This window comes from Komagataeibacter sp. FNDCF1 (assembly GCF_021295335.1).
Classification (GTDB): Bacteria; Pseudomonadota; Alphaproteobacteria; order Acetobacterales; family Acetobacteraceae; genus Komagataeibacter.
The window spans coordinates 43,845-62,500 of sequence record NZ_JAIWOT010000001.1 but is presented as its reverse complement, the minus strand read 5'-3'; the positions used below and the strand labels follow the sequence as shown (position 1 = coordinate 62,500).

The window sequence follows — 18,656 nt, the reverse complement described above, 5'->3', positions numbered from 1 at the left end:
CTTTTAATTCGTTCATTACATAAAATCATTCGAGCTAGGCTGCGGTCGCGGCCTCCGCTTCTGTAGGCTTTATGTCAGGTTTATTATCTACGTGCCCCATATCCTGTTCCCTTACCTTGCCCAGCCGCATCAGGAATTCCATTCGCTACCGATCGCGCTGGAAATGGCCCGACTTTATCCCGAACTGACGATTCATATTGCAAGCCTGACCGCCGAGCGCGATTCCCGTATCCGGAGCCTGTCGGAATTCTATCCTGACGCACGTGTTGTTTTTGATATCCTGAAGATGCCGGACTGGCTCCGTCGCCATATCCAGCGCCATGGCCCCACCCCTGTAAGCAAGATCGCCCTGCTTTTTCTGAACAGAAATTATTTCAACAGATTTCAGGCCATCGTGGTTCCCGAGCGTACATCCCTCTTCCTGCGCAGGCTGGGCGTCAGGCATCCGCGGCTTGTCTGGACCCGTCATGGTGCGGGGGACAGGGCCATAGGATTTGCACGGGATGCCTGCAAATTCGACTATATCCTTATGGCCGGCCATAAGGTCGAGGCGCGACTGCTCCAAAGCGGCGCCTTGCGTCACGGACGTTATACATCCGGCATATATGCGAAATTCGACATGGTTAGACGGATACATGCCAGTAACGCACCACTGTTCTCAAACGGCCGACCGACCATTCTTTACAATCCGCATTTCAGCCAGAACCTTTCCTCATGGTCGCGGTTCGGGATTGATATCCTGACGTATTTTGCCAGGCAGACACAGTACAACCTGATCTTTGCCCCGCATTACCGGCTGTTTGATACCAACCGCGCCAAAGGCATGAAAATGCTGGCATCTTTTACCAACCTGCCCCACATGATCATTGACCTGGGCAGCGACAGAAGCGTGGATATGACCTATACCCTGGGGTCTGATCTCTACCTTGGCGATGTCAGCAGCCAGGTCAGTGAGTTCCTTATAAAACCCAGACCCTGCCTGTTCCTTAACGCACACGGAACGCACTGGCAGGGGGACCCCAATTACCAGAGCTGGACGCTGGGCGAAGTAATGGAAGGCGTGGACAACCTGGGTATGGCCCTTGACAGTGCTTTCCTGACGCATGCAAATTTCCTTGATCGACAAAAAGAGTATATATGGGAGACCTTCGGGTTTGCGGCACCGCAGGATACGGCAGCCAAAGGCGCGAAATCGATCATTGACTTTTTGAGGGTAATTGGTTGAACACCGCCCATTCGCCGTTTCAAGTTACGTCTGTGGAAGTCACATTACCGGAAATGATAAGCCTCCCGACCCCCTCCGATTCTGGTCTGCCCCGTCGTTACGGCAATTTTCCGACGTTCCCGGCAGCACTGGATTATGCCGCCCAGGGCAAGAGCGGTTTCAACATATACTCGGGCAAGGGTGTCCTGCTTGAGGCGCTGCCGTACAGCACATTGCGCGAGCAGGCGATCGAGACAGGCAGACGCCTTCTCTCCCTTGGCCTTGAACCCGGGGACCGGGTGGCGATCGTGGCCGAAAGTGATGGTGATTTCGCCCGTATCTTCTTCGGCTGCCAGTATGCCGGCCTGGTACCGGCTCCCCTGCCCCTGCCCGTGGCCTTTGGCGGGCGTGAAGGCTATGTCGCAACGTTGCGGGGCATGATCGCGGGTGCCGCGGCGTCCGCCGTGGTCATTGCCGACATCATTGCCGGCTGGACAGATGAAATCACGGATGGGCTTGAGCTGAAATTCTCTGGCACGCCCGCCCGGCTGCTTGAAACACCGGTTACCGTTGACAGCCTGCCCACCGTCCGGCCGGATGACCTGTCTTACCTGCAGTTCTCCTCCGGCAGCACACGGTTCCCGATGGGCATCGCCGTCACGCAGCGCTCCGGCATGGCCAATGCCCATGCCATCGCCCTGAACGGGTTGAAAGTACGCGAGACGGGAGACCGCTGCGTCTCCTGGCTGCCGCTCTATCATGACATGGGACTCGTAGGGTTCTTCCTGACCCCCATGACGTGCCAACTGAGCGTGGACATGCTGCCCACGCGTGAATTCGCACGGCGCCCCCATGTATGGCTGGACCTGATCAGCCGCAACCGCGGCACGATTTCGTACAGCCCGTCCTTTGGCTACGAACTGTGTGCCCGGCGCGCCACATCGATCGAACTGGATCTCTCGTCCTGGCGGGTCGCGGGTATTGGCGGGGACATGATCCGCTATCATATCCTCGAAGATTTCGCACAGCGCTTTGCCTCCGCCGGCTTTGACAGCCGGGCCTTTACCGCAAGCTACGGCATGGCCGAGGCGACCCTTGCCATAAGCTTCGCGCCGCTTGGCTCGGGCATCCGTACCGATACGATCGACCTGCGCACCCTTGAAACGCGTGGCGAGGCGGTTCCCTCCAACGACCCCGCACGCGCACTGCGCACGTTTGTCATCTGTGGTGAAGTGCTGCCCCGCCACGAGCTTGAAGTCCGCGACAGCAACGGCCGCGTGCTGACTGACCGCAAAGTCGGCACCGTGTTCGTGCGGGGGCCAAGCCTGATGCAGGGTTATTTCCGCCGCCCGCAGGAAACCGCTCGCGTGGTGGATGCGGATGGCTGGCTCAATACCGGGGATCTGGGTTACATGCTGGACGGGCAGGTTGTCGTGACCGGGCGCGCCAAGGACCTGATCATCATTAACGGCCGCAATATCTGGCCGCAGGACCTGGAATGGTCCGCCGAAACGGAAATCAGCACCCTGCGCAGCCGGGACGTGGCCGTATTCTCGGTCGATGAGAACGAAGGCGAAAAGATCGTGGCCCTTGTTCAGTGCCGCGCCTCTTCCCCCGAAGCACGGGAAACGCTGAAGACCGAGGCCGCGAACCTGTTCCGGCGGCAGCACGGGGTGGATGTGTCCATCATTCTGGTCCCCCCCCATACCCTGCCCCAGACATCATCGGGCAAACTGACGCGGGCGCGGGCCAAGGCCATGCTGCTTTCAGGTGCTTTCCAGCCGCTGGAAACGTCATCCGTTTCGGTTGTCTGACAGCACGGCAACATCGGGCCGCGCGCCACACGCGCAAAGCAGGACTGGTCAAAAACCTGTTTTTCGCCCATAAGACTTCCGATCAGGGGACATGTACAGTCCCCGCCCCGGTCCATTGGATGACCGGGGGCAGGCCATTCATGCTGATCCCCTGCCCATGGCAGGCAGGACATGCCATAAGGATGTAGGAATGAGTGAAACGGTAGCGAGTGTCTCCGCGCTGATCGTGAAGACGCTGCTGGCGAACCCCAAGGTTCCCCGTGATATCAATGGCAGCAGCAAGATCGTGGAAGATCTGGCCTTTGATTCACTGGCCGTCATGAATTTTGTCATGGAAATCGAGGATACGCTCGACGTTTCCGTGCCGCTTGACCGGCTGGCTGATATCCGCACCATTGATGATCTGGCTGCCTGCATCGTCTCCCTCAAGCAGGCATCCTGACGCATCATGTCAATTTTCTCCAAATACGAAGGCCTGGCCACCGCTCTGGCAAGCGTGACCGCTGGCGGCGGGCGCAACCCCTTCAACGTGGTGATCGAAAAACCGGTCTCATCCACGGTCGGGGTGATCGAAGGGCGCGAGACGCTGCTGTTCGGCACCAACAACTATCTTGGCCTGAGCCAGTCCCCGGCGGCAATCGATGCCGCGGTGCAGGCAGCCAGGGCCTATGGCGTGGGCACCACGGGTTCGCGCATCGCCAATGGCACGCAGGGACTGCACCGGCAGTTGGAGGAACGGCTGTGCGCGTTCTTCCGCCGTCAGCACTGCATGGTGTTTTCCACTGGCTACCAGGCCAATCTCGGCACGATTTCGGCGCTGGCGGGCAAGGATGACTATCTTCTGCTTGATGCGGACAGCCATGCCAGCATCTATGATGGCAGCCGTCTTGGCCATGCGCAAGTCATCCGTTTCCGCCATAATGACGCCGATGACCTGCACAAGCGCCTGCGCCGCCTGGACGGCACGCCGGGGGCGAAGCTGGTGGTCGTGGAAGGCATCTATTCCATGATGGGCGATGTGGTGCCCATGGCGGAATTCGCTGCCGTCAAGCGCGAGACCGGGGCCTGGCTGCTGGCCGATGAAGCCCATTCGGTGGGCGTGATGGGCGAGTATGGCCGTGGCGTGGCGGAAGCCGATGGCGTGGAAGATGATGTGGACTTTGTGGTCGGCACCTTTTCCAAGAGCCTTGGCACCGTTGGCGGCTACTGTGTGTCCAACCATGCGGGGCTGGACCTGATCCGCCTGTGTTCGCGTCCCTACATGTTCACCGCCTCCCTGCCGCCGGAAGTGATTGCCGCGACCATGGCGGCGCTGGATGAACTGGAGAAACACCCGGAACTGCGCGTGCGCCTGATGGACAACGCACGCAGACTGCATGCGGGCCTTCAGGCCGCCGGCCTGCGCACCGGACCGCAGGCCAGCCCGGTTGTCTCCGTCATTCTGGATGAAGTTCCCATGGCGGTGGCATTCTGGAACCGGCTGCTTGACCTTGGGGTTTATGTCAATCTCAGCCTGCCGCCCGCAACGCCTGACCAGCATCCCCTGCTGCGTACCTCCGTCATGGCAACGCATACACCGGAGCAGGTCGACAGGGCGGTGGAAATATTCGCCACCGTCGCGAATGAGATGGGGATCAGCCGCGCCGCCTGAAGAATCCTGCCTGCCGCAGCTTCCACAGGAGATACGGCAGGCAGATCAGCGGGTGTCGTTCGGAAAATGGCCCCAAAGGCAGTTCAATGCCGGAATGGCGCTGTATTTTCCAGGCGATATAGCGCGCGCCCCCTTCAAACGTGAATGCGCCCTTGACCAGCCTGCTCACATTCAGCACGCGCCCCAGCCGCCCGCGCAGCCACCAGCCTTCGCGCATGGTGTGCCGCAGGCGGGGCGTAAGGCGGGGTGACAGCACGGCCCCGTTGCGACCGAAGGGCAGGCCATCGGCAAGCCAGATGTCGGGCAGCAGGTCCCTGTAGCGCTGTTCACGCCCGTCAAGCAGGGTCCTGGGCCTGCGTCCGTTCTCCACGCGCAGTTCCGCGCCATAGGTGTGGGCGAACAGGGCCAGCCAGAAATCATCCGCCGTGCCGGATTCCGGCCCCAGTGCGGCAGCCCAGCGGCCCGCCTGCGCGACCGCACGGATGATACAGGCCAGAATGGCATCCGCCGCTTCCGGCCCGCGCACCCATACCAGCCGTACGGGCTGGCAGAAACGCGCCCAGACCGTGGTATCAAGCGTCGCGCGCCCTGTCATGCGCCGGAACTGCGCCATGGACAGGATCGCAACCTTGGCATGGATGATACGGCCTTCCACCGGAATTTCGTGATATTCGACATTGGGCGGCAGGATCCGGTTGGCTTCACGCGCCAGATGGCCCGATGCCCAGTCTTCCAGATGTTCGACAATCACGTAGAAATCCAGGATGCCATCGGGATCTGGCGCGCGCAGGACCGAACCGTAGAAGATCACACCCAGAGGCCGCGCCCGGCCGACAAGCCGCGTGACGAATGCCGTGACGAACGGCGCGACCGGCTGGACCAGTTCATCGGCAAGCAGATGGGCGATCCGGCCTGCTGCGGCAACACGGTCGGTCGGGCCGGGCTGGGACATGGTCATCGCTCCTTCAGGCATGGATGAAGTCGATGGGAGCCGTGGCGGAGAGCACGATCCGCCCTGATGCACCGGGGGAGAAGACCTCCCCATCCAGAACGAAGTCCGATTGCAGCGCCATTTCAATCCGCGTCTCGCACCCGCTGTGATAGTCACGGTCCTGCCGCAGCCAGGCTGGCTGCCGCCCGCGCAGCAGCGCCCACGCCGCCGCCGCCAGACGGGAGGGATGCCCCCCCACATGCAGGAAATTGATGGGCGCGTCACGCACGCCGCGTGCTGTCCAGAACGGCCAGATACGATAGGGCAGACGCTGGAGCGTGGTGGAAAGGAACAGGAAGCAGTTCCCTTCCAGCCGTGTCTTGTCCCCTGCCAGAACCGTCATCGGGTCGCCCTGCATCCATTCCTGCCGGGAACGGCGCGTCAGCAGCCGGCCCACGGATGACAGGAAGGAAACGATCACCGCCATCTCATGCGAATAATTGTTCAGGATCGCTGGCTGGTGGGCCAGCTCGATCCCACGCGTGAAGGCTGCCGCCCCGTGAAACATGCCAACGACAGGAAGCCGGTTCTCGCTGTCTGGCCACTGCACCACCAGCCCGCACCGCCTGCGCACGCTGCGCCGCAACCGGCCGGCTGCCGCAAGCTGCCGCAGCCGCTCCAGTGCGGGGGTACCACGCAGCCCAAACCCGACATCCCCTGCAATGAGATTGGTATTACCCGAAGGCAGCACGGCAACCGCTGGCAGGCGTTCAGGCGCATAATGGCGGTGTATGGCGCTCAGCACATCACTGACCGTGCCATCGCCACCGTCAATGACAATGCAGTCCATGCCACGTGCGGCCAGTGCCGCGATGTGGGCATCCAGACGGGAACGGTCAGCCGGATCAATGAAATTGTTTCCCAGCAGGTCACGGGCGGCCTGAGCATATCCACTCGTATCGCCCATGTTCCGCCGGCTGCGCGGGTTATAAACAAGCGCAAAACATCCGGTCACTGATGATTCCATCCCTGTCTGAAATTTGACTTACAGGCCATAAGCAACCATCTGCCTCCTATTGCAAGGCACGAAAAGATGGCGTCCGCCCCCGTGCGGTCTGGCACAACAGATGTCCGTGTCCATACGCGCGGGCATGATGCAAGGAAAGAGGCGAGCGTGAATCCCATCACCATTGCACATCTGTCGGACCCCCATCTCCCTACGGAAATGACGCCTCCCCGCCTTGCGGAACGCCTTAACAAGCGCATGTTCAGCTACCTGTCATGGCGGCGGCACCGCCGTTTCGTGCACCGCCCCGAGGTTCTGGCCCGCGTCATGGCGGATATTGCCGCCAGTCATGTCAGCATGATCGCGCTGACGGGCGACCTGACCAACATGGGCCTGCCGGGGGAATGCCGCAACGCGCTGCGCTGGCTGGAACAGATGCCCGCACCATGTACAGTCATACCCGGCAATCATGACACCCTTGTGCATGATAACTGGCAGCGGACCGTCGGGTTGTGGCAGCCATGGATGGGTCGCCTCCCCTTTCCCTTCGTGCGCCGTGTGGGGCCTGTCGCCCTGATCGGGGTCAGTTCGGCGGTGCCGACACCCTGGTTCCGGGCCACCGGCACCATGGGCGCGCGGCAGGCGGCAAGGCTACGCGCGCTGCTGCACGAAACCGGCCGCCAGGGGCTGTGCCGGATCGTCATGATCCATCACCCGCCGGTACCCGGGCTTGCCATTACCCGCAAGGCGCTTACCGATCCGGATAATTTTGCCACCTGTATTGCGCGCGAAGGGGCGGAGATGGTACTGCACGGGCATATCCATACCTCTACCGTGTCCTCCCTCCCGGGGCCACGGGGGGCCGTGCCGGTACTGGGGATAGCCTCGGCTTCGGCGCGGTCGCGTGATCCACTGCGCGCGGCGGGGTGGAATCGTATTACGGTCAGCGCGTGCGAGACAGGTTATGCACTGGGTGTTACAAGACGTTTCTTCCCTGATGATGCGCAGGCCGGTACCAGTCAGGAAACCATTTTTGAACCGCTTCCATCTTCCCGCACCTTTCCCGGTATAAGCACGCCCCCATGAACCGCACGTCGTTTCTGCACCGGATATGGGAGAGGGCTGCTCCAGGCACCATGGACCGCTACCTGCTGCGCCAGGTCGTGCCGCCGTTTTCAATCGCGCTGGGCGTTGTCATGGCGGCACTGCTGCTGGAACGGCTGCTGGTCCTGTTCAACCTGCTGGCCGCCAATGGCAGTTCGATGAAAACCTTCTTCGCGCTGCTCAGTGACCTGATCCCCCATTACCTTGGCCTGGCGCTGCCGGCGGCGATGTGCGTAAGCGTGTTTTCCGTCATCCGCCGCATGAGCGCCAACCACGAGATCGATGCGCTGATGGCAAGCGGGGTCTCGATCTTCCGCATCTGCCAGCCCTTTGTGGTGACGGGTGCGGTATTCGGCTTCCTGGCCTTTTCGCTTTACGGGTTCATACAGCCCTATGCCCGCTACGATTACCGCTCGGCATTCTATTTTGCCAGCCACGCAGGCTGGACGCCCCATCTGCAGTCCAAGATGTTCGCCATATCGGACGATATCGTGCTGACGGCGGAAAACGTCGACCATGCCGGTTCGCGCATGTGGAATGTCTTCATCCGTGACGGGACGGACAAGGCGCATGTCCGCTTCATCTCGGCGGAGAAGGGATACATCTTCAACCCGGCGGATGGTTCGGAAGTGCGCCTCGATCTGGTCAACGGCACCATCGTGACCGACAGCCTGGACAAGGCGCCCAGCATTACCGGCTTCAGCCGGACCACGCGCATGATCACGTCAAAAAGCAAGCTGGACACCGAGGCCTACCGCACGCGGGGTGAAACCGAGCGCGAACTGACGGTGCCGGAACTGTACTACGGCATAAAGCACGGCAATCCCGCCATCAGCCATTCTTACATGATCGCCGAACTGAACTTCCGTCTTGCGCGCACGGCGGCCATTCCCTTCATCCCCATTCTGGCCTGCGCGCTGGCGGGTGTGCGCAAGCGGCAGAAAAACAACCCCGGCCTGGCCATTGCCGCCATAACGCTGGTCGGATTCGACCATACGCTGCAGATGGGCATGAGTTTTGTCGCCAACATGCATATATCGCCGCTGCTGGTGATCTGGCTGCCGACCCTCGTGTTCAGCCTCATCTGCGTTGGCGCGCTGATCCGGCAGGCCGGCGGCCTGCGCATCCTGCTGACACGGGGGCCGGCCATGCCCCCGCGCCAGCTTTCCGCCGATGGCCTGCCCCGCCACATGATGGAACACCAGGCATGAAGCTGCGGCTGCGCCTGGCCAGTGGCACGGTCCTGCTGGGCTATCTTACGCGCGAGATGATGAGCAAGGTGTTCGCCACCGCCATCATCGTGGTGTCGCTCATGGAAATCCTGGCACTGCTGGAGCAGGTGACGGAGATCATGCACCGCCACATGGGCATGAGCGGGGTGCTGTATTACGCCGTGATGCGCCTGCCGCTGCTGTTCTGCAACGCCATGCCGATTGCCGTGCTGATTGGCGCCCTGCTGGCACTGGTGCAGCTGACCACGTCCAACGAGATCGCGATCATGCGCGCGGCGGGCCTGTCCACGCCGGGACTGATCAAGCTGTTCCTGCCATCGACCATCGTGCTGGGCATATTGTGCGGCTTTGTGAATGACCAGATCACCCCGCGCAGCGAGCAGGCGCTGGCCCAGTGGTGGAACGCGACCACGCCGGGCATGATTGCCGAATGGCACAATTACTGGATCCGCTCGGGCCATGACCTGATCAGCATCCACCACCTTGCGGGCGGGGGCAGTTTCCTCAGGGATGTGACCATCTATCACCGGGACCACCAGGACCTGCTGAAGAAGGTCACCACGCTGGACACGGTACGCTACGTGCATGGGCGCTGGTACGGTACGCCCTCACGCATGCTCAGCGTTGTCAATCCCACCCGTATCGACCTGCTTGACACCCCCCCCGGCCAGAGCGTGCGGCTTGACTGGCCCGACACGATGACGCCGGGCTACATCACGCAGCTGACCATAAGTTTCACCCAGTCCACCGGCACGATGCTGGCCGAACAGAATGGCAGCCTGCCCTCCAGCCAGTCCCCGTCCTTTTTCCTTACGGAAATACTGGGACGCATCATGTTACCCGTGACCTTTACGGTAATGCTGTTACTGGCCGTGCCTGTGGTCTATATCCCCCCACGGGCTGGCATCCGCAGCTGGCTGCCGGTATGGTGCCTGGGCGCCGGCCTGCTGTTTGTCGTATTCCAGGGGCTGCTGCGCGCACTGGGAAACGCGGGAACGCTGCCCTCGCTTATGGCGATATTCGTCGGGATCCTTATTTTCATCCTTGGCGTCATCACCGTGCTACTGAGGATCGAAGAGCGATGATTACCAATACCCTGAAGAACAGTTCAATCCGCACGGGCCGAAGCTTTGATCTGGGCAAGATGAACCTGTCCCAGCTCTGGATTGCCTACCTGACCTATCCCACCATCCTGCTGTATTTCGCGCTGGCACTGGGCAGCTTTGCCGTGATGGCATGCACCTGTACCGCCGTGACCCCGGTGGTGATCAGCATCGCGGCGGTCATCCTGGTCTACCCGCTGGTATGGTATGCCATCCACCGCTTCATTCTTCACGGGCGCTTCCTGTACCGCATGAAATGGAGCGCATCGCTGTGGAAGCGGATCCATTTCGACCACCATCAGGACCCCCACCTGCTTGACGTGCTGTTCGGCTCACCGCTGAACACCATTCCCACCATTGCCATCGTGACCATTCCCATTGGTTACGCGATTGGCGGCATGTCGGCGGCGGGGGCCGCCTTCGGCGCCGGGCTGACCATCACCTGCATCTATGAATTCTTCCACTGCATCCAGCACCTGAACTACAAGCCCCGCATGGGCTGGATCCAGCGCATGAAGCAGCGTCACGTCCTGCATCATTTCCATAATGAAAACGGCAATTACGGCATCACCAGCTTTGTTGCCGACCGCCTGTTCCGCAGCTATTACCGCGACGCACGCGGCTGCCCGCGCAGCCCGACGGTGTTCAACCTCGGTTACGACGTGAAGGAAGCCCAGCAGTATCCGTGGGTGATGGAGGAGACCGGCTCCCCCCCGCGCGACCGCCCCGATGGCGCCAACACGACACGTAACGCGGCATGAAAACAGGGCTGAATGTCCTTGTGCTGGCCGGGAGCAGGGCCGGCCGGGTTGACCCGATGGCGCAGGCCGCCGGCATTTCGCACAAGGCGCTGCTGCCCGTCTGTGGCACCCCCATGATCAGCCGGGTCATCACCGCGCTGCGGTCGGTGGAGACAGTCGGCAGGATCGCCATATGCATCGAGCGCCCGGACGTGCTGGCGGGCATCGTACCCGATGACGTGACCTTCATCCCGCCGGCCGCCGGTCCCAGCGCCAGCGTGATGCAGGCGCTGGACATGCTGGGCACGCCACTGCTGGTCACCACCGCCGATCATGCCCTGCTGCAACCGGGCTGGGTGCGCCGCTTCGTGCAGGCCGCGCAGGAAAGCGGGTGCGATGTCGCCGCGGGCATTGCCATGGAACAGGCCATCCTGCGCGATGTACCGGGCACGAAGCGCACCATGATCCGGCTGGCCGATGGCGCATTTTCCGGCTGCAACATGTTCCTGTTCCGCACGCCCGCGGCCAGGGGGGTGATCCGGCTGTGGCAGAAGCTGGAGGCAGATCGTAAGAAACCGCTTAAAATGGCCCGTATCCTGGGTATCGGCATCCTGCTGCGCTTTGTCTTCAGGCGCCTGACGCGCGCGGATGTCTGCCGCCGCATCGGCCAGCTTTCCCACGCCCGCGTGGCCCTGGTCCCGCTACCCGATGGCCGGGCAGCGGTGGACGTGGACAAGCCGGCCGATCTTGAACTGGTCACCCACCTGCTTTCCACTGCCGCTGCCACCTGATCCGATTCGCCATCTCCCGATGCCCTGCCCCCTGCCTGCCCCCCATATCCAGATGGCCATACGCACGGGTGCAAGCCGGATATGCAGGCTGCATGGATGGGCGGTCCTGCATGAATTCACCCTGCCCGACCGCAGGCGTGCCGATATCATGGCGCTGACCGCAAAAGGTGATCTGATCTGCATCGAGATCAAGTCCGGACTGCCCGATTTCCGGGCCGACCATAAATGGCCCGATTACCTGCCGTGGTGTGACCAGATGTATTTTGCGGTCAACCAGGATTTTCCCCACGCCGTGCTGCCCGATACCACCGGCCTGATCATTGCCGCGACCGGCAACGGGGCAGATGGCATGCCGACCTGCCAGGACTGCGCCATCATCCGCCACCCGCCACGCATGGCCCTGGCGCCCGCGCGCAGGCGGCGGCTTACCCTGCAGTTTGCCATGCAGGCCGCCGAACGGCTGGGCCGGGCGGAAATGCCGCAACTGGACCGCGCGGTAAAGACGGCACTGCGCGTGGAATGACATTCCCGATAGCTGAAAGGATTTTGCCATGACCCAAGCCATCCTGACCCGTTTTGAGGCCGCGCGCTCCATCGTGCGCGACGCGGCCGCCCTTGCCATGAAGATGCGCCCCGCCCCCGGTGGGCCCAAAGGCACCCTGAAAAGCGCGCAGGACTGGCTGACGGAAGCTGATGGCGCGGTGGAATCCTTCATTTCAGAGCGAATCGGCACGCTGTTCCCCGAAGATGGCTTTCAGGGTGAGGAGGAAGGCCGCACCCGCACCGGCGCCCTGCGCTGGGTGGTGGACCCCATTGATGGTACGTCCAACTACGCACGCGGCCGCAACCGCTGGTGTGTCTCACTCGGCCTGCTGGACGGGGATACCCCTGTCGCGGGCATTATCGAGGCGCCCGCCCTGGGCGAGACCTATACGGCGGTGCGTGGGCATGGCGCCTTTCTCAACGGCCAGCGCATCAAGGCTTCACCCGTGACCGATACGGCATCCTCCCTGATCGAGATGGGATGGAGCAATCGCGTGCCGCCCGGCGTGTTCCAGCAGAAGATCGATGCGATCCTGAACCTTGGCGCCATGCCACGTTCGGGCGGTTCGGGCGCGATCGCCCTGGCCGAGGTCGCCTGCGGGCGGCAGGATGGTTATCTGGAAATCCGCATCAACCTGTGGGATGTCGCCGCCGCCCTGGTACTGCTGGAGGAAGCGGGCGCATGCGTTTCCCCCTTCCTGCGCGATGGTGGACTGACGGATGGCATCAGCATCCTTGCCGCCGCCCCCGGCATTGCCGATGCGTTTTCGCAGGCGGTCGGGGTATCCCTTAAATAACGGCAATATATGGCGGCAGCCGGCCCGATGGGCTTGCCTTCCGGGCCATGATTCGGCCATGAAAACAGACCACTCCATGGCACGGGCCGTTTTGGTGGATCTGCCGTTACGAATCGGAAAGGGAGCACGGTTTTGCGCACATCTCATTTCATCAGGACATCACTTGCCACCATGGCCCTGATGATGCCGCTCCATACCGCCCTTGCAGCAAGCATGGAGGAAGAACAGAGCCTGGTGGACCGTGCCACCCTGACCGTAAGGGACATGTTCTCCACCGCCACGGCGAACAGCAAGGTCACCCGTTACCTTGCCGCGGCACGCGGCGTGATTGTCTGCCCGTCCGTCTTCCGCATGTCCATCGCCTTTGGTGGCGGCGGCGGGGGCTGCGTGTTCCTGACGCGCGACGCCCATGGCTCATGGTCCGATCCTGCGTTCTACCGCATGTCCTCGGCCAATTTCGGGCTGCAGCTTGGCATGCAGGATGTGGAGGTCATGCTGTTCGTCATGACGGACGATGGCGTGCAGTCGCTGCTGGACAGCCAGTTCAAGCTGAGCGCGGATGTAGGCACGTCGTTTGCCTCATCCGGTTCAGGGCTGGAAAGCGGAACGGCAGGCGAGCATAATACCAGCATCAAGGGCGTGCAGAAATCCAAGGGGCTGTTCGCCGGGGCCGCCCTGGGTGGCTCCAAGATGCGGGTAAACAGCGCCGCCAACCGTGCCTATTACAATCAGATCGTCGGGCCGGAGGACATCGTCGTCTCCATGCGCGTCAACAACTCTGGCGCCGACCCGCTGCGTTCCGCCCTGAGCGAGGTGCTCAGCACCGCCCAGAGCCGACCGGACAAAAATGGACAGACCACCACGAACACCACAACAGCCAGCCCGGCTGCCCAGCAGCCCATGGCAACGGCTCCATCGGGTTCGGTCAGCAGCCAGAGCCTGCCACCGCAGTAAACCTGCGCGGGCGGCCCCTATTTTCCGGCAGGGACCTGGCCCCGCCTTGCAGCCCGGAAAGCCGAGACATTGCGGTTATGGTCCCCCAGCGTGGCCGCGAAATCGTGGCCACCATGGCCATTGGCTACAAAATAGAGCGCCCCCCCCTGTGCCGGATGGGCAGCCGCCTCAAGCGATGCCATGCCCGGCGAACAGATCGGCTCCGGCGGCAGGCCGGTAATGACATATGTATTGTACGGTGTCGGCTGCAGCAGGTCGGCATGGGACAGGGCGTGGCCCAATGGCCCCACCCCGTGGTTCAGGCCATAGACCACCGTCGGGTCCGACTGGAGCCGCATGCCCTGATGAAGCCGGTTGAGGAACACGCGCGCCACCAGTGGGCGTTCATCCGCGCTGCCCGTCTCGCGTTCGATCATGGAAGCCAGTACCAGCAGGGCATGGCGGTCCATGATGGCAGGATCAGTCTCGCGCCCTTCCCATGCGTGATCAAGAGCGCGGTCCATGGCATGCTGCATGCGGGCCAGCATCTGCGCGCGTGACATGCCCCATTCATAATCATAGGTCAGCGGCATGACCGACCCTTCGGCAGGGAACGGGAAACTGCCATCCATGTAGGGTGCCTGTTCCAGCAGGGCCGCAATCTGGATGGCGGACAGGCCTTCGGGGATGGTCAGCCTGTGTATGACCGGCCTGCCGTGCCGGAGCACCAGCAGTACCTGATGGATGGACCCATGCGCGGGAAACACCAGTTCAGCCGCATGGAAGGCCCCGTCCACCCGCGTCAGGGCCGTTGCGGCCGTGAACACCTGCTGCGTGGACCAGTCGCGCTGCAGCACGCCGGCATCCTGCAGCGTGGCCAGCACCTGCGCCGTCCCCCCATGCGGGATGACAACCGCACGCTGTTCCGCCAGCGGTCCGGGTGCATCGTAATGCCTTATGCCCAGGAAGCCGATGCCAAGACCTGACAGGACCAGCAGAAGGAATACCAGCCCCAATGCCGCCAGAATCCTGCGCACACCGTCTCCTTACCCATTATATTGCTGGAAATGGAAAGGGCGCCCGCAGGCGCCCCGGTCTCATACGCCGCGCAGGATCACGCTGGCATTGGTCCCGCCAAAGCCGAAGCTGTTGGACAGGATGGTATCGATCTTCCGCTCCTGTGCCGTATGGGCCACGCGGTCAATCACGCTTTCCCGAGATGGATTGTCCAGGTTGAGCGTAGGGGGCGCGACGTTGTCGCGAATGGCCAGGATGGAATAGATCGCTTCCACGGCGCCGGCGGCCCCCAGCAGGTGGCCCGTGGCCGATTTGGTGGAAGACATGGCCAGCCTGCGCGCATCATCGCCAAACAGGCGCTCCACGGCTTCCAGTTCCAGGTCATCGGCCATGGTGGATGTGCCATGGGCGTTGACATACTGGATGTCTGCCGTGGTCAGGCCCGCGCTGCGCACGGCATTCTGCATGGCGCGGAAAGCACCTTCATGCCCCGGTGCGGGTGCGGTGATGTGATGCGCGTCACCGGACATGCCATAGCCGATCACTTCGGCATAGATCTTGGCGCCACGGGCCTTGGCATGCTCGTATTCTTCCAGCACGACAATGCCCGATCCCTCACCCATCACGAAACCGTCGCGATCGCGGTCCCATGGGCGGGATGCCTTTTCCGGCGTGTCATTGAAATGGGTGGACAGCGCCTTGGCCGAGCAGAAGCCCGCAATGCCCAGCGGGCATACGGCGGCTTCCGCCCCACCGGCCACCATCACGTCGGCATCGCCCAGCATGATCATGCGGGCGGCGTCGCCGATGGCATGTACGCCGGTGGCGCACGCTGTCACGACCGAATGGTTCGGTCCCTTGAATCCGTATTTGATCGAGACATGCCCCGAGACCAGATTGATCAGGGCGGACGGAATGAAGAAAGGCGAGAGCCTGCGGGCCCGTCCTTCCTTTACCGTCACCGATGCCTCGTAGATGGTCTGCAGGCCGCCGATGCCGGCACCGATCATGACGCCGGTGCGGCAGCGGTCTTCCTCCGATTCCGGCTTCCAGCCCGAATCCTCGACCGCCTCGGTTGCCGCGACAAGGCCAAGATGGATGAAGCGGTCCATCTTCTTCTGGTCCTTGACCGGCACCCAGTCCGAAAGGGTCAGGCCGCCACTTCCCGTGGGGCCGGCGGGCACTTCGCCCGCCACCTGTGCCGGCAGGTCGGACGCATCAAACGCAGAAATACGGCCAAAACCGTTTTCCCCGGCCAGCAGGCGTGACCAGTTGCGTTCAACCCCCAGTCCAAGCGGGCTGACAATACCCATACCGGTTACGACAACGCGCCGCTGTCCAGACGTCAATCCGGTAGACTGCATCAACCCGTCCTGCTCCTGAAAGTAACGATACCTGACTGAATTCGTAAAAACGTGACCGGAAAAAACCGATCAGGCAGCCTTCTGCTTCTCGATGTAGTCGATCGCGTCCTTCACGGTCGTGATCTTTTCAGCCGCATCCTCGGGGATTTCGACGCTGAACGCTTCTTCGAAAGCCATGACCAGCTCAACCGTGTCGAGGCTGTCCGCACCCAGATCGTCGATGAACGATGCATCGGGGGTGACCTTGCTTTCGTCCACACCGAGGTGCTCGACTACGATCTTCTTAACCTTATCAGCGATTTCGCTCATCTGTCTCTGCTTCCTGTCTGCCCCTGAAAGAAACGGGCGGTTCGAAACGTGGTCATCCTGTTACGTCCCTGCAAACCGGTGTTGCGTACCGGCCCGCTTCGGACGAAGCTGCGGGCGATTAGCACGGTTTTGGTACAATCGCCAAGGCAGTGATTGCATTTCCTGTCCGCATGCCCCGCAATTCAGGGACAGCCCGGGCTGTCAGGACCCTTTTTTGTGTCACCTGCAACACGGCTGTCCAGCAGAATATCACATCCCTCAGGGCATCGCCATGCCGCCATTGACATGAATCGTGGCCCCCGTGATCCAGCCTGCCTCGTCAGAGGCAAGATAGACCACGGCGGGAGCGATATCCTGTGGCTGGCCCATGCGGCCAAGCGGAATGGCACCCACCAGCTTTTCCTTCTGCGCATCAGGCAGGACGTCGGTCATCGCGGTCTGGACAAAGCCCGGGGCCACCGTGTTCACGGTCACCCCACGGCTGCCTGCTTCCTGCGCCAGCGACTTGCCCATGCCGATCATCCCGGCCTTGGCTGCGGCATAATTGGCCTGTCCCGCATTGCCCGTCACCCCCACGACGGAGGCGATGCTGACGATCCGCCCTGCCCGGCGCCGCAGCATGCCCTTCAGTGCCGCACGGCACAGGCGGAAGGGGGCGGCAAGGTCCACGTCCAGCACGCGGTTCCAGTCCTCGTCCTTCATGCGAATCGCAAGCGTGTCGCGTGTCAGGCCCGCGTTGTTGACCAGAATGGCCAGCGGGGCACCTGCCTTTTCCTCGGCGCCCGCCACCAGCGCATCCGCCGCCGCCGGGTCTGACAGGTCGGCGGCACAGACATGCACCCGCTCCGCCCCGCCCTGCGCGCCGATTTCGGCCGCCACGTCATCCAGCACGCCCTGGCGGGTGCCGGACAGCACGACAGCAGCCCCCTGCGCATGCAATGCGCGGGCAATCTCGCGCCCGATTCCACCCGATGCGCCGGTAACCAGCGCGACTTTTCCGTCCAGCCTGAACATGACCTGTCCGTTCCCCTTTGGTATCCATCAATCAGACACGCCCGGGGTCCGGTGCCACGGGCGCGTGGTTTTTTCAGCGTGCGGCCAGATAGGCCTCGATATCGGCGGGGGTGCCGACCGAACGGGTCGCCACATCGCCGTTTATGCGCCGCACCAGCCCGGCCAGCACCTTGCCCGCCCCGATCTCGACAAAGCTGTCGACACCCATGCCCACCATGGCATCGACACTTTCGCGCCAGCGCACGGTGCCGGTCACCTGACGGACCAGCAGGTCACGGATGGCGGCAGGGTCCGTGACCTTGGCCGCCGTGACATTCGCCACCACGGGCACGACGGGGGCCGCGATGTCCGTATCGGCCAGGGCCGCGCGCATCGCCGCCGCCGCCGGTGCCATCATGGAGCAGTGGAAGGGGGCCGAGACCGGCAGCCTGAGCGCGCGCTTGACACCCTGCTCCCTGGCCAGGGCGATCACGCGGTCAATCGCCGCCATCTGCCCCGCCACGACCACCTGGCCGCCACCATTGTCGTTGGCGACTTCCAGCACCTCCGTGCGGGTTTTGCCGGTGTCATCGGTAAAGGTCGCGGCTTCGGCGCACAGGCCGGCGGCGCGCGCCATGTCCATGTCCGCACCGATCAGCGCCGCCATCCCGCCCTCTCCGGGGGGGACGGCTTCCTGCATGGCATTACCGCGCAGGCGCAGCAGGCGCGCGGTCTGGGCAATACCCAGCGCACCGGCGGCGGCAAGGGCGGAATATTCCCCCAGCGAATGCCCCGCGACCAGCGCCACGTCCCGCTTCAGATCAACACCACCTTCGCGCTCCAGCACCCGCAGCACGGCAAGCGAGACGGCCATCAGGGCAGGCTGGGCATTGTCGGTGCGGGTCAGTTCCTCCATCGGCCCTTCGAACATGAGCGTGGAGAGATGCTGGCCCAGTGCATCATCGACTTCCTGAAACACTTCGCGCGCGGGGGCGAAGGCTTCGGCCAGGTCACGGCCCATTCCCACTGACTGGCTTCCCTGACCGGGAAAAACAAAGGCTTGCACAGGCATGACTTCCATCCACACTCATGTTGTTTTTCGCATCACCCGCGTGATGCGGGCT

At 62.6% G+C, this 18,656-nt stretch carries 19 protein-coding genes; 12 read left to right on the top strand and 7 right to left on the bottom strand.

Annotation, left to right across the window (positions count from 1 at the left end):
* Positions 1-91 precede the first annotated feature (91 nt).
* The 4 genes from LDL32_RS00295 (at position 92) to spt (ending at position 4,669) form a co-directional block, all read left to right on the top strand.
* Complete coding sequence (locus LDL32_RS00295) at positions 92-1,225, top strand: sensor domain-containing protein (protein ID WP_233063257.1); 1,134 nt, start codon at positions 92-94, stop codon at positions 1,223-1,225.
* A gap of 53 nt (positions 1,226-1,278) precedes the next feature.
* Entirely contained in the window at positions 1,279-3,018 is a 1,740-nt protein-coding gene (locus tag LDL32_RS00290; protein ID WP_233063255.1) for a fatty acyl-AMP ligase, read from the top strand.
* A gap of 190 nt (positions 3,019-3,208) precedes the next feature.
* A complete protein-coding gene (locus LDL32_RS00285; protein ID WP_007400085.1) occupies positions 3,209-3,460 on the top strand; it encodes an acyl carrier protein in 252 nt (83 codons plus the stop codon).
* Between the two features lie 6 nt (positions 3,461-3,466).
* The gene (gene spt / locus LDL32_RS00280) at positions 3,467-4,669 is read left to right on the top strand and encodes a serine palmitoyltransferase (protein WP_233063246.1); all 1,203 of its coding nucleotides are present in this window, start codon (positions 3,467-3,469) and stop codon (positions 4,667-4,669) included.
* Here the strand turns inward: spt and LDL32_RS00275 are convergent.
* Together LDL32_RS00275 and LDL32_RS00270 are read right to left on the bottom strand one after the other, a co-directional pair.
* A complete protein-coding gene (locus tag LDL32_RS00275) occupies positions 4,653-5,627 on the bottom strand; it encodes a hypothetical protein (protein ID WP_233063216.1) in 975 nt (324 codons plus the stop codon). The genes spt and LDL32_RS00275 overlap by 17 nt on opposite strands.
* Before the next feature lie 7 nt (positions 5,628-5,634).
* Positions 5,635-6,627 carry an acylglycerol kinase family protein gene (locus LDL32_RS00270; RefSeq protein ID WP_255673749.1) on the bottom strand — a complete coding sequence of 331 codons (993 nt, stop codon included), beginning with the start codon at positions 6,625-6,627 and terminating at the stop codon, positions 5,635-5,637.
* Positions 6,628-6,774: 147 nt separating this feature from the next.
* Between LDL32_RS00270 and LDL32_RS00265 the strand changes: the two genes are divergently transcribed.
* From LDL32_RS00265 to LDL32_RS00230, 8 genes are all read left to right on the top strand, one after another.
* Positions 6,775-7,692: a metallophosphoesterase gene (locus LDL32_RS00265; protein WP_233063211.1), complete on the top strand. Its 918-nt coding sequence runs from the start codon at positions 6,775-6,777 to the stop codon at positions 7,690-7,692.
* Complete coding sequence (locus tag LDL32_RS00260) at positions 7,689-8,921, top strand: LptF/LptG family permease (protein ID WP_370636601.1); 1,233 nt, start codon at positions 7,689-7,691, stop codon at positions 8,919-8,921. The genes LDL32_RS00265 and LDL32_RS00260 overlap by 4 nt, the downstream gene beginning before the upstream one ends.
* A complete protein-coding gene (locus tag LDL32_RS00255; RefSeq protein ID WP_233063209.1) occupies positions 8,918-10,027 on the top strand; it encodes an LptF/LptG family permease in 1,110 nt (369 codons plus the stop codon). The genes LDL32_RS00260 and LDL32_RS00255 overlap by 4 nt, the downstream gene beginning before the upstream one ends.
* Complete coding sequence (locus LDL32_RS00250) at positions 10,024-10,806, top strand: sterol desaturase family protein (RefSeq protein WP_233063207.1); 783 nt, start codon at positions 10,024-10,026, stop codon at positions 10,804-10,806. Before LDL32_RS00255 ends, LDL32_RS00250 begins: the two co-directional genes overlap by 4 nt.
* Positions 10,803-11,576: a nucleotidyltransferase family protein gene (locus LDL32_RS00245; RefSeq protein WP_233063205.1), complete on the top strand. Its 774-nt coding sequence runs from the start codon at positions 10,803-10,805 to the stop codon at positions 11,574-11,576. Before LDL32_RS00250 ends, LDL32_RS00245 begins: the two co-directional genes overlap by 4 nt.
* A 19-nt stretch (positions 11,577-11,595) precedes the next feature.
* Entirely contained in the window at positions 11,596-12,099 is a 504-nt protein-coding gene (locus LDL32_RS00240) for an MmcB family DNA repair protein (protein ID WP_233063203.1), read from the top strand.
* 28 nt (positions 12,100-12,127) lie between these two features.
* Positions 12,128-12,916: an inositol monophosphatase gene (locus LDL32_RS00235; protein ID WP_233063194.1), complete on the top strand. Its 789-nt coding sequence runs from the start codon at positions 12,128-12,130 to the stop codon at positions 12,914-12,916.
* A 180-nt stretch (positions 12,917-13,096) separates the two neighbouring features.
* On the top strand, positions 13,097-13,870 hold the full coding sequence (locus LDL32_RS00230; protein ID WP_233068599.1) for a lipid-binding SYLF domain-containing protein: 774 nt from the start codon (positions 13,097-13,099) through the stop codon (positions 13,868-13,870).
* Positions 13,871-13,887: 17 nt separating this feature from the next.
* Here the strand turns inward: LDL32_RS00230 and mltG are convergent, their stop codons facing one another.
* The 5 genes from mltG to fabD form a co-directional block, all read right to left on the bottom strand.
* Positions 13,888-14,886 carry an endolytic transglycosylase MltG gene (gene mltG, locus LDL32_RS00225; protein ID WP_233063192.1) on the bottom strand — a complete coding sequence of 333 codons (999 nt, stop codon included), beginning with the start codon at positions 14,884-14,886 and terminating at the stop codon, positions 13,888-13,890.
* A 60-nt stretch (positions 14,887-14,946) separates the two neighbouring features.
* On the bottom strand, positions 14,947-16,230 hold the full coding sequence (fabF, locus tag LDL32_RS00220; RefSeq protein WP_233063176.1) for a beta-ketoacyl-ACP synthase II: 1,284 nt from the start codon (positions 16,228-16,230) through the stop codon (positions 14,947-14,949).
* Between the two features lie 69 nt (positions 16,231-16,299).
* Entirely contained in the window at positions 16,300-16,539 is a 240-nt protein-coding gene (locus tag LDL32_RS00215) for an acyl carrier protein (RefSeq protein ID WP_003618476.1), read from the bottom strand.
* 258 nt (positions 16,540-16,797) lie between these two features.
* Positions 16,798-17,553 (bottom strand): 3-oxoacyl-[acyl-carrier-protein] reductase, encoded by a 756-nt coding sequence (gene fabG, locus LDL32_RS00210; RefSeq protein WP_233063159.1) that lies wholly within the window; start codon positions 17,551-17,553, stop codon positions 16,798-16,800.
* Positions 17,554-17,626: 73 nt separating this feature from the next.
* Entirely contained in the window at positions 17,627-18,613 is a 987-nt protein-coding gene (gene fabD, locus LDL32_RS00205; RefSeq protein ID WP_255673747.1) for an ACP S-malonyltransferase, read from the bottom strand.
* Positions 18,614-18,656: the final 43 nt, after the last annotated feature.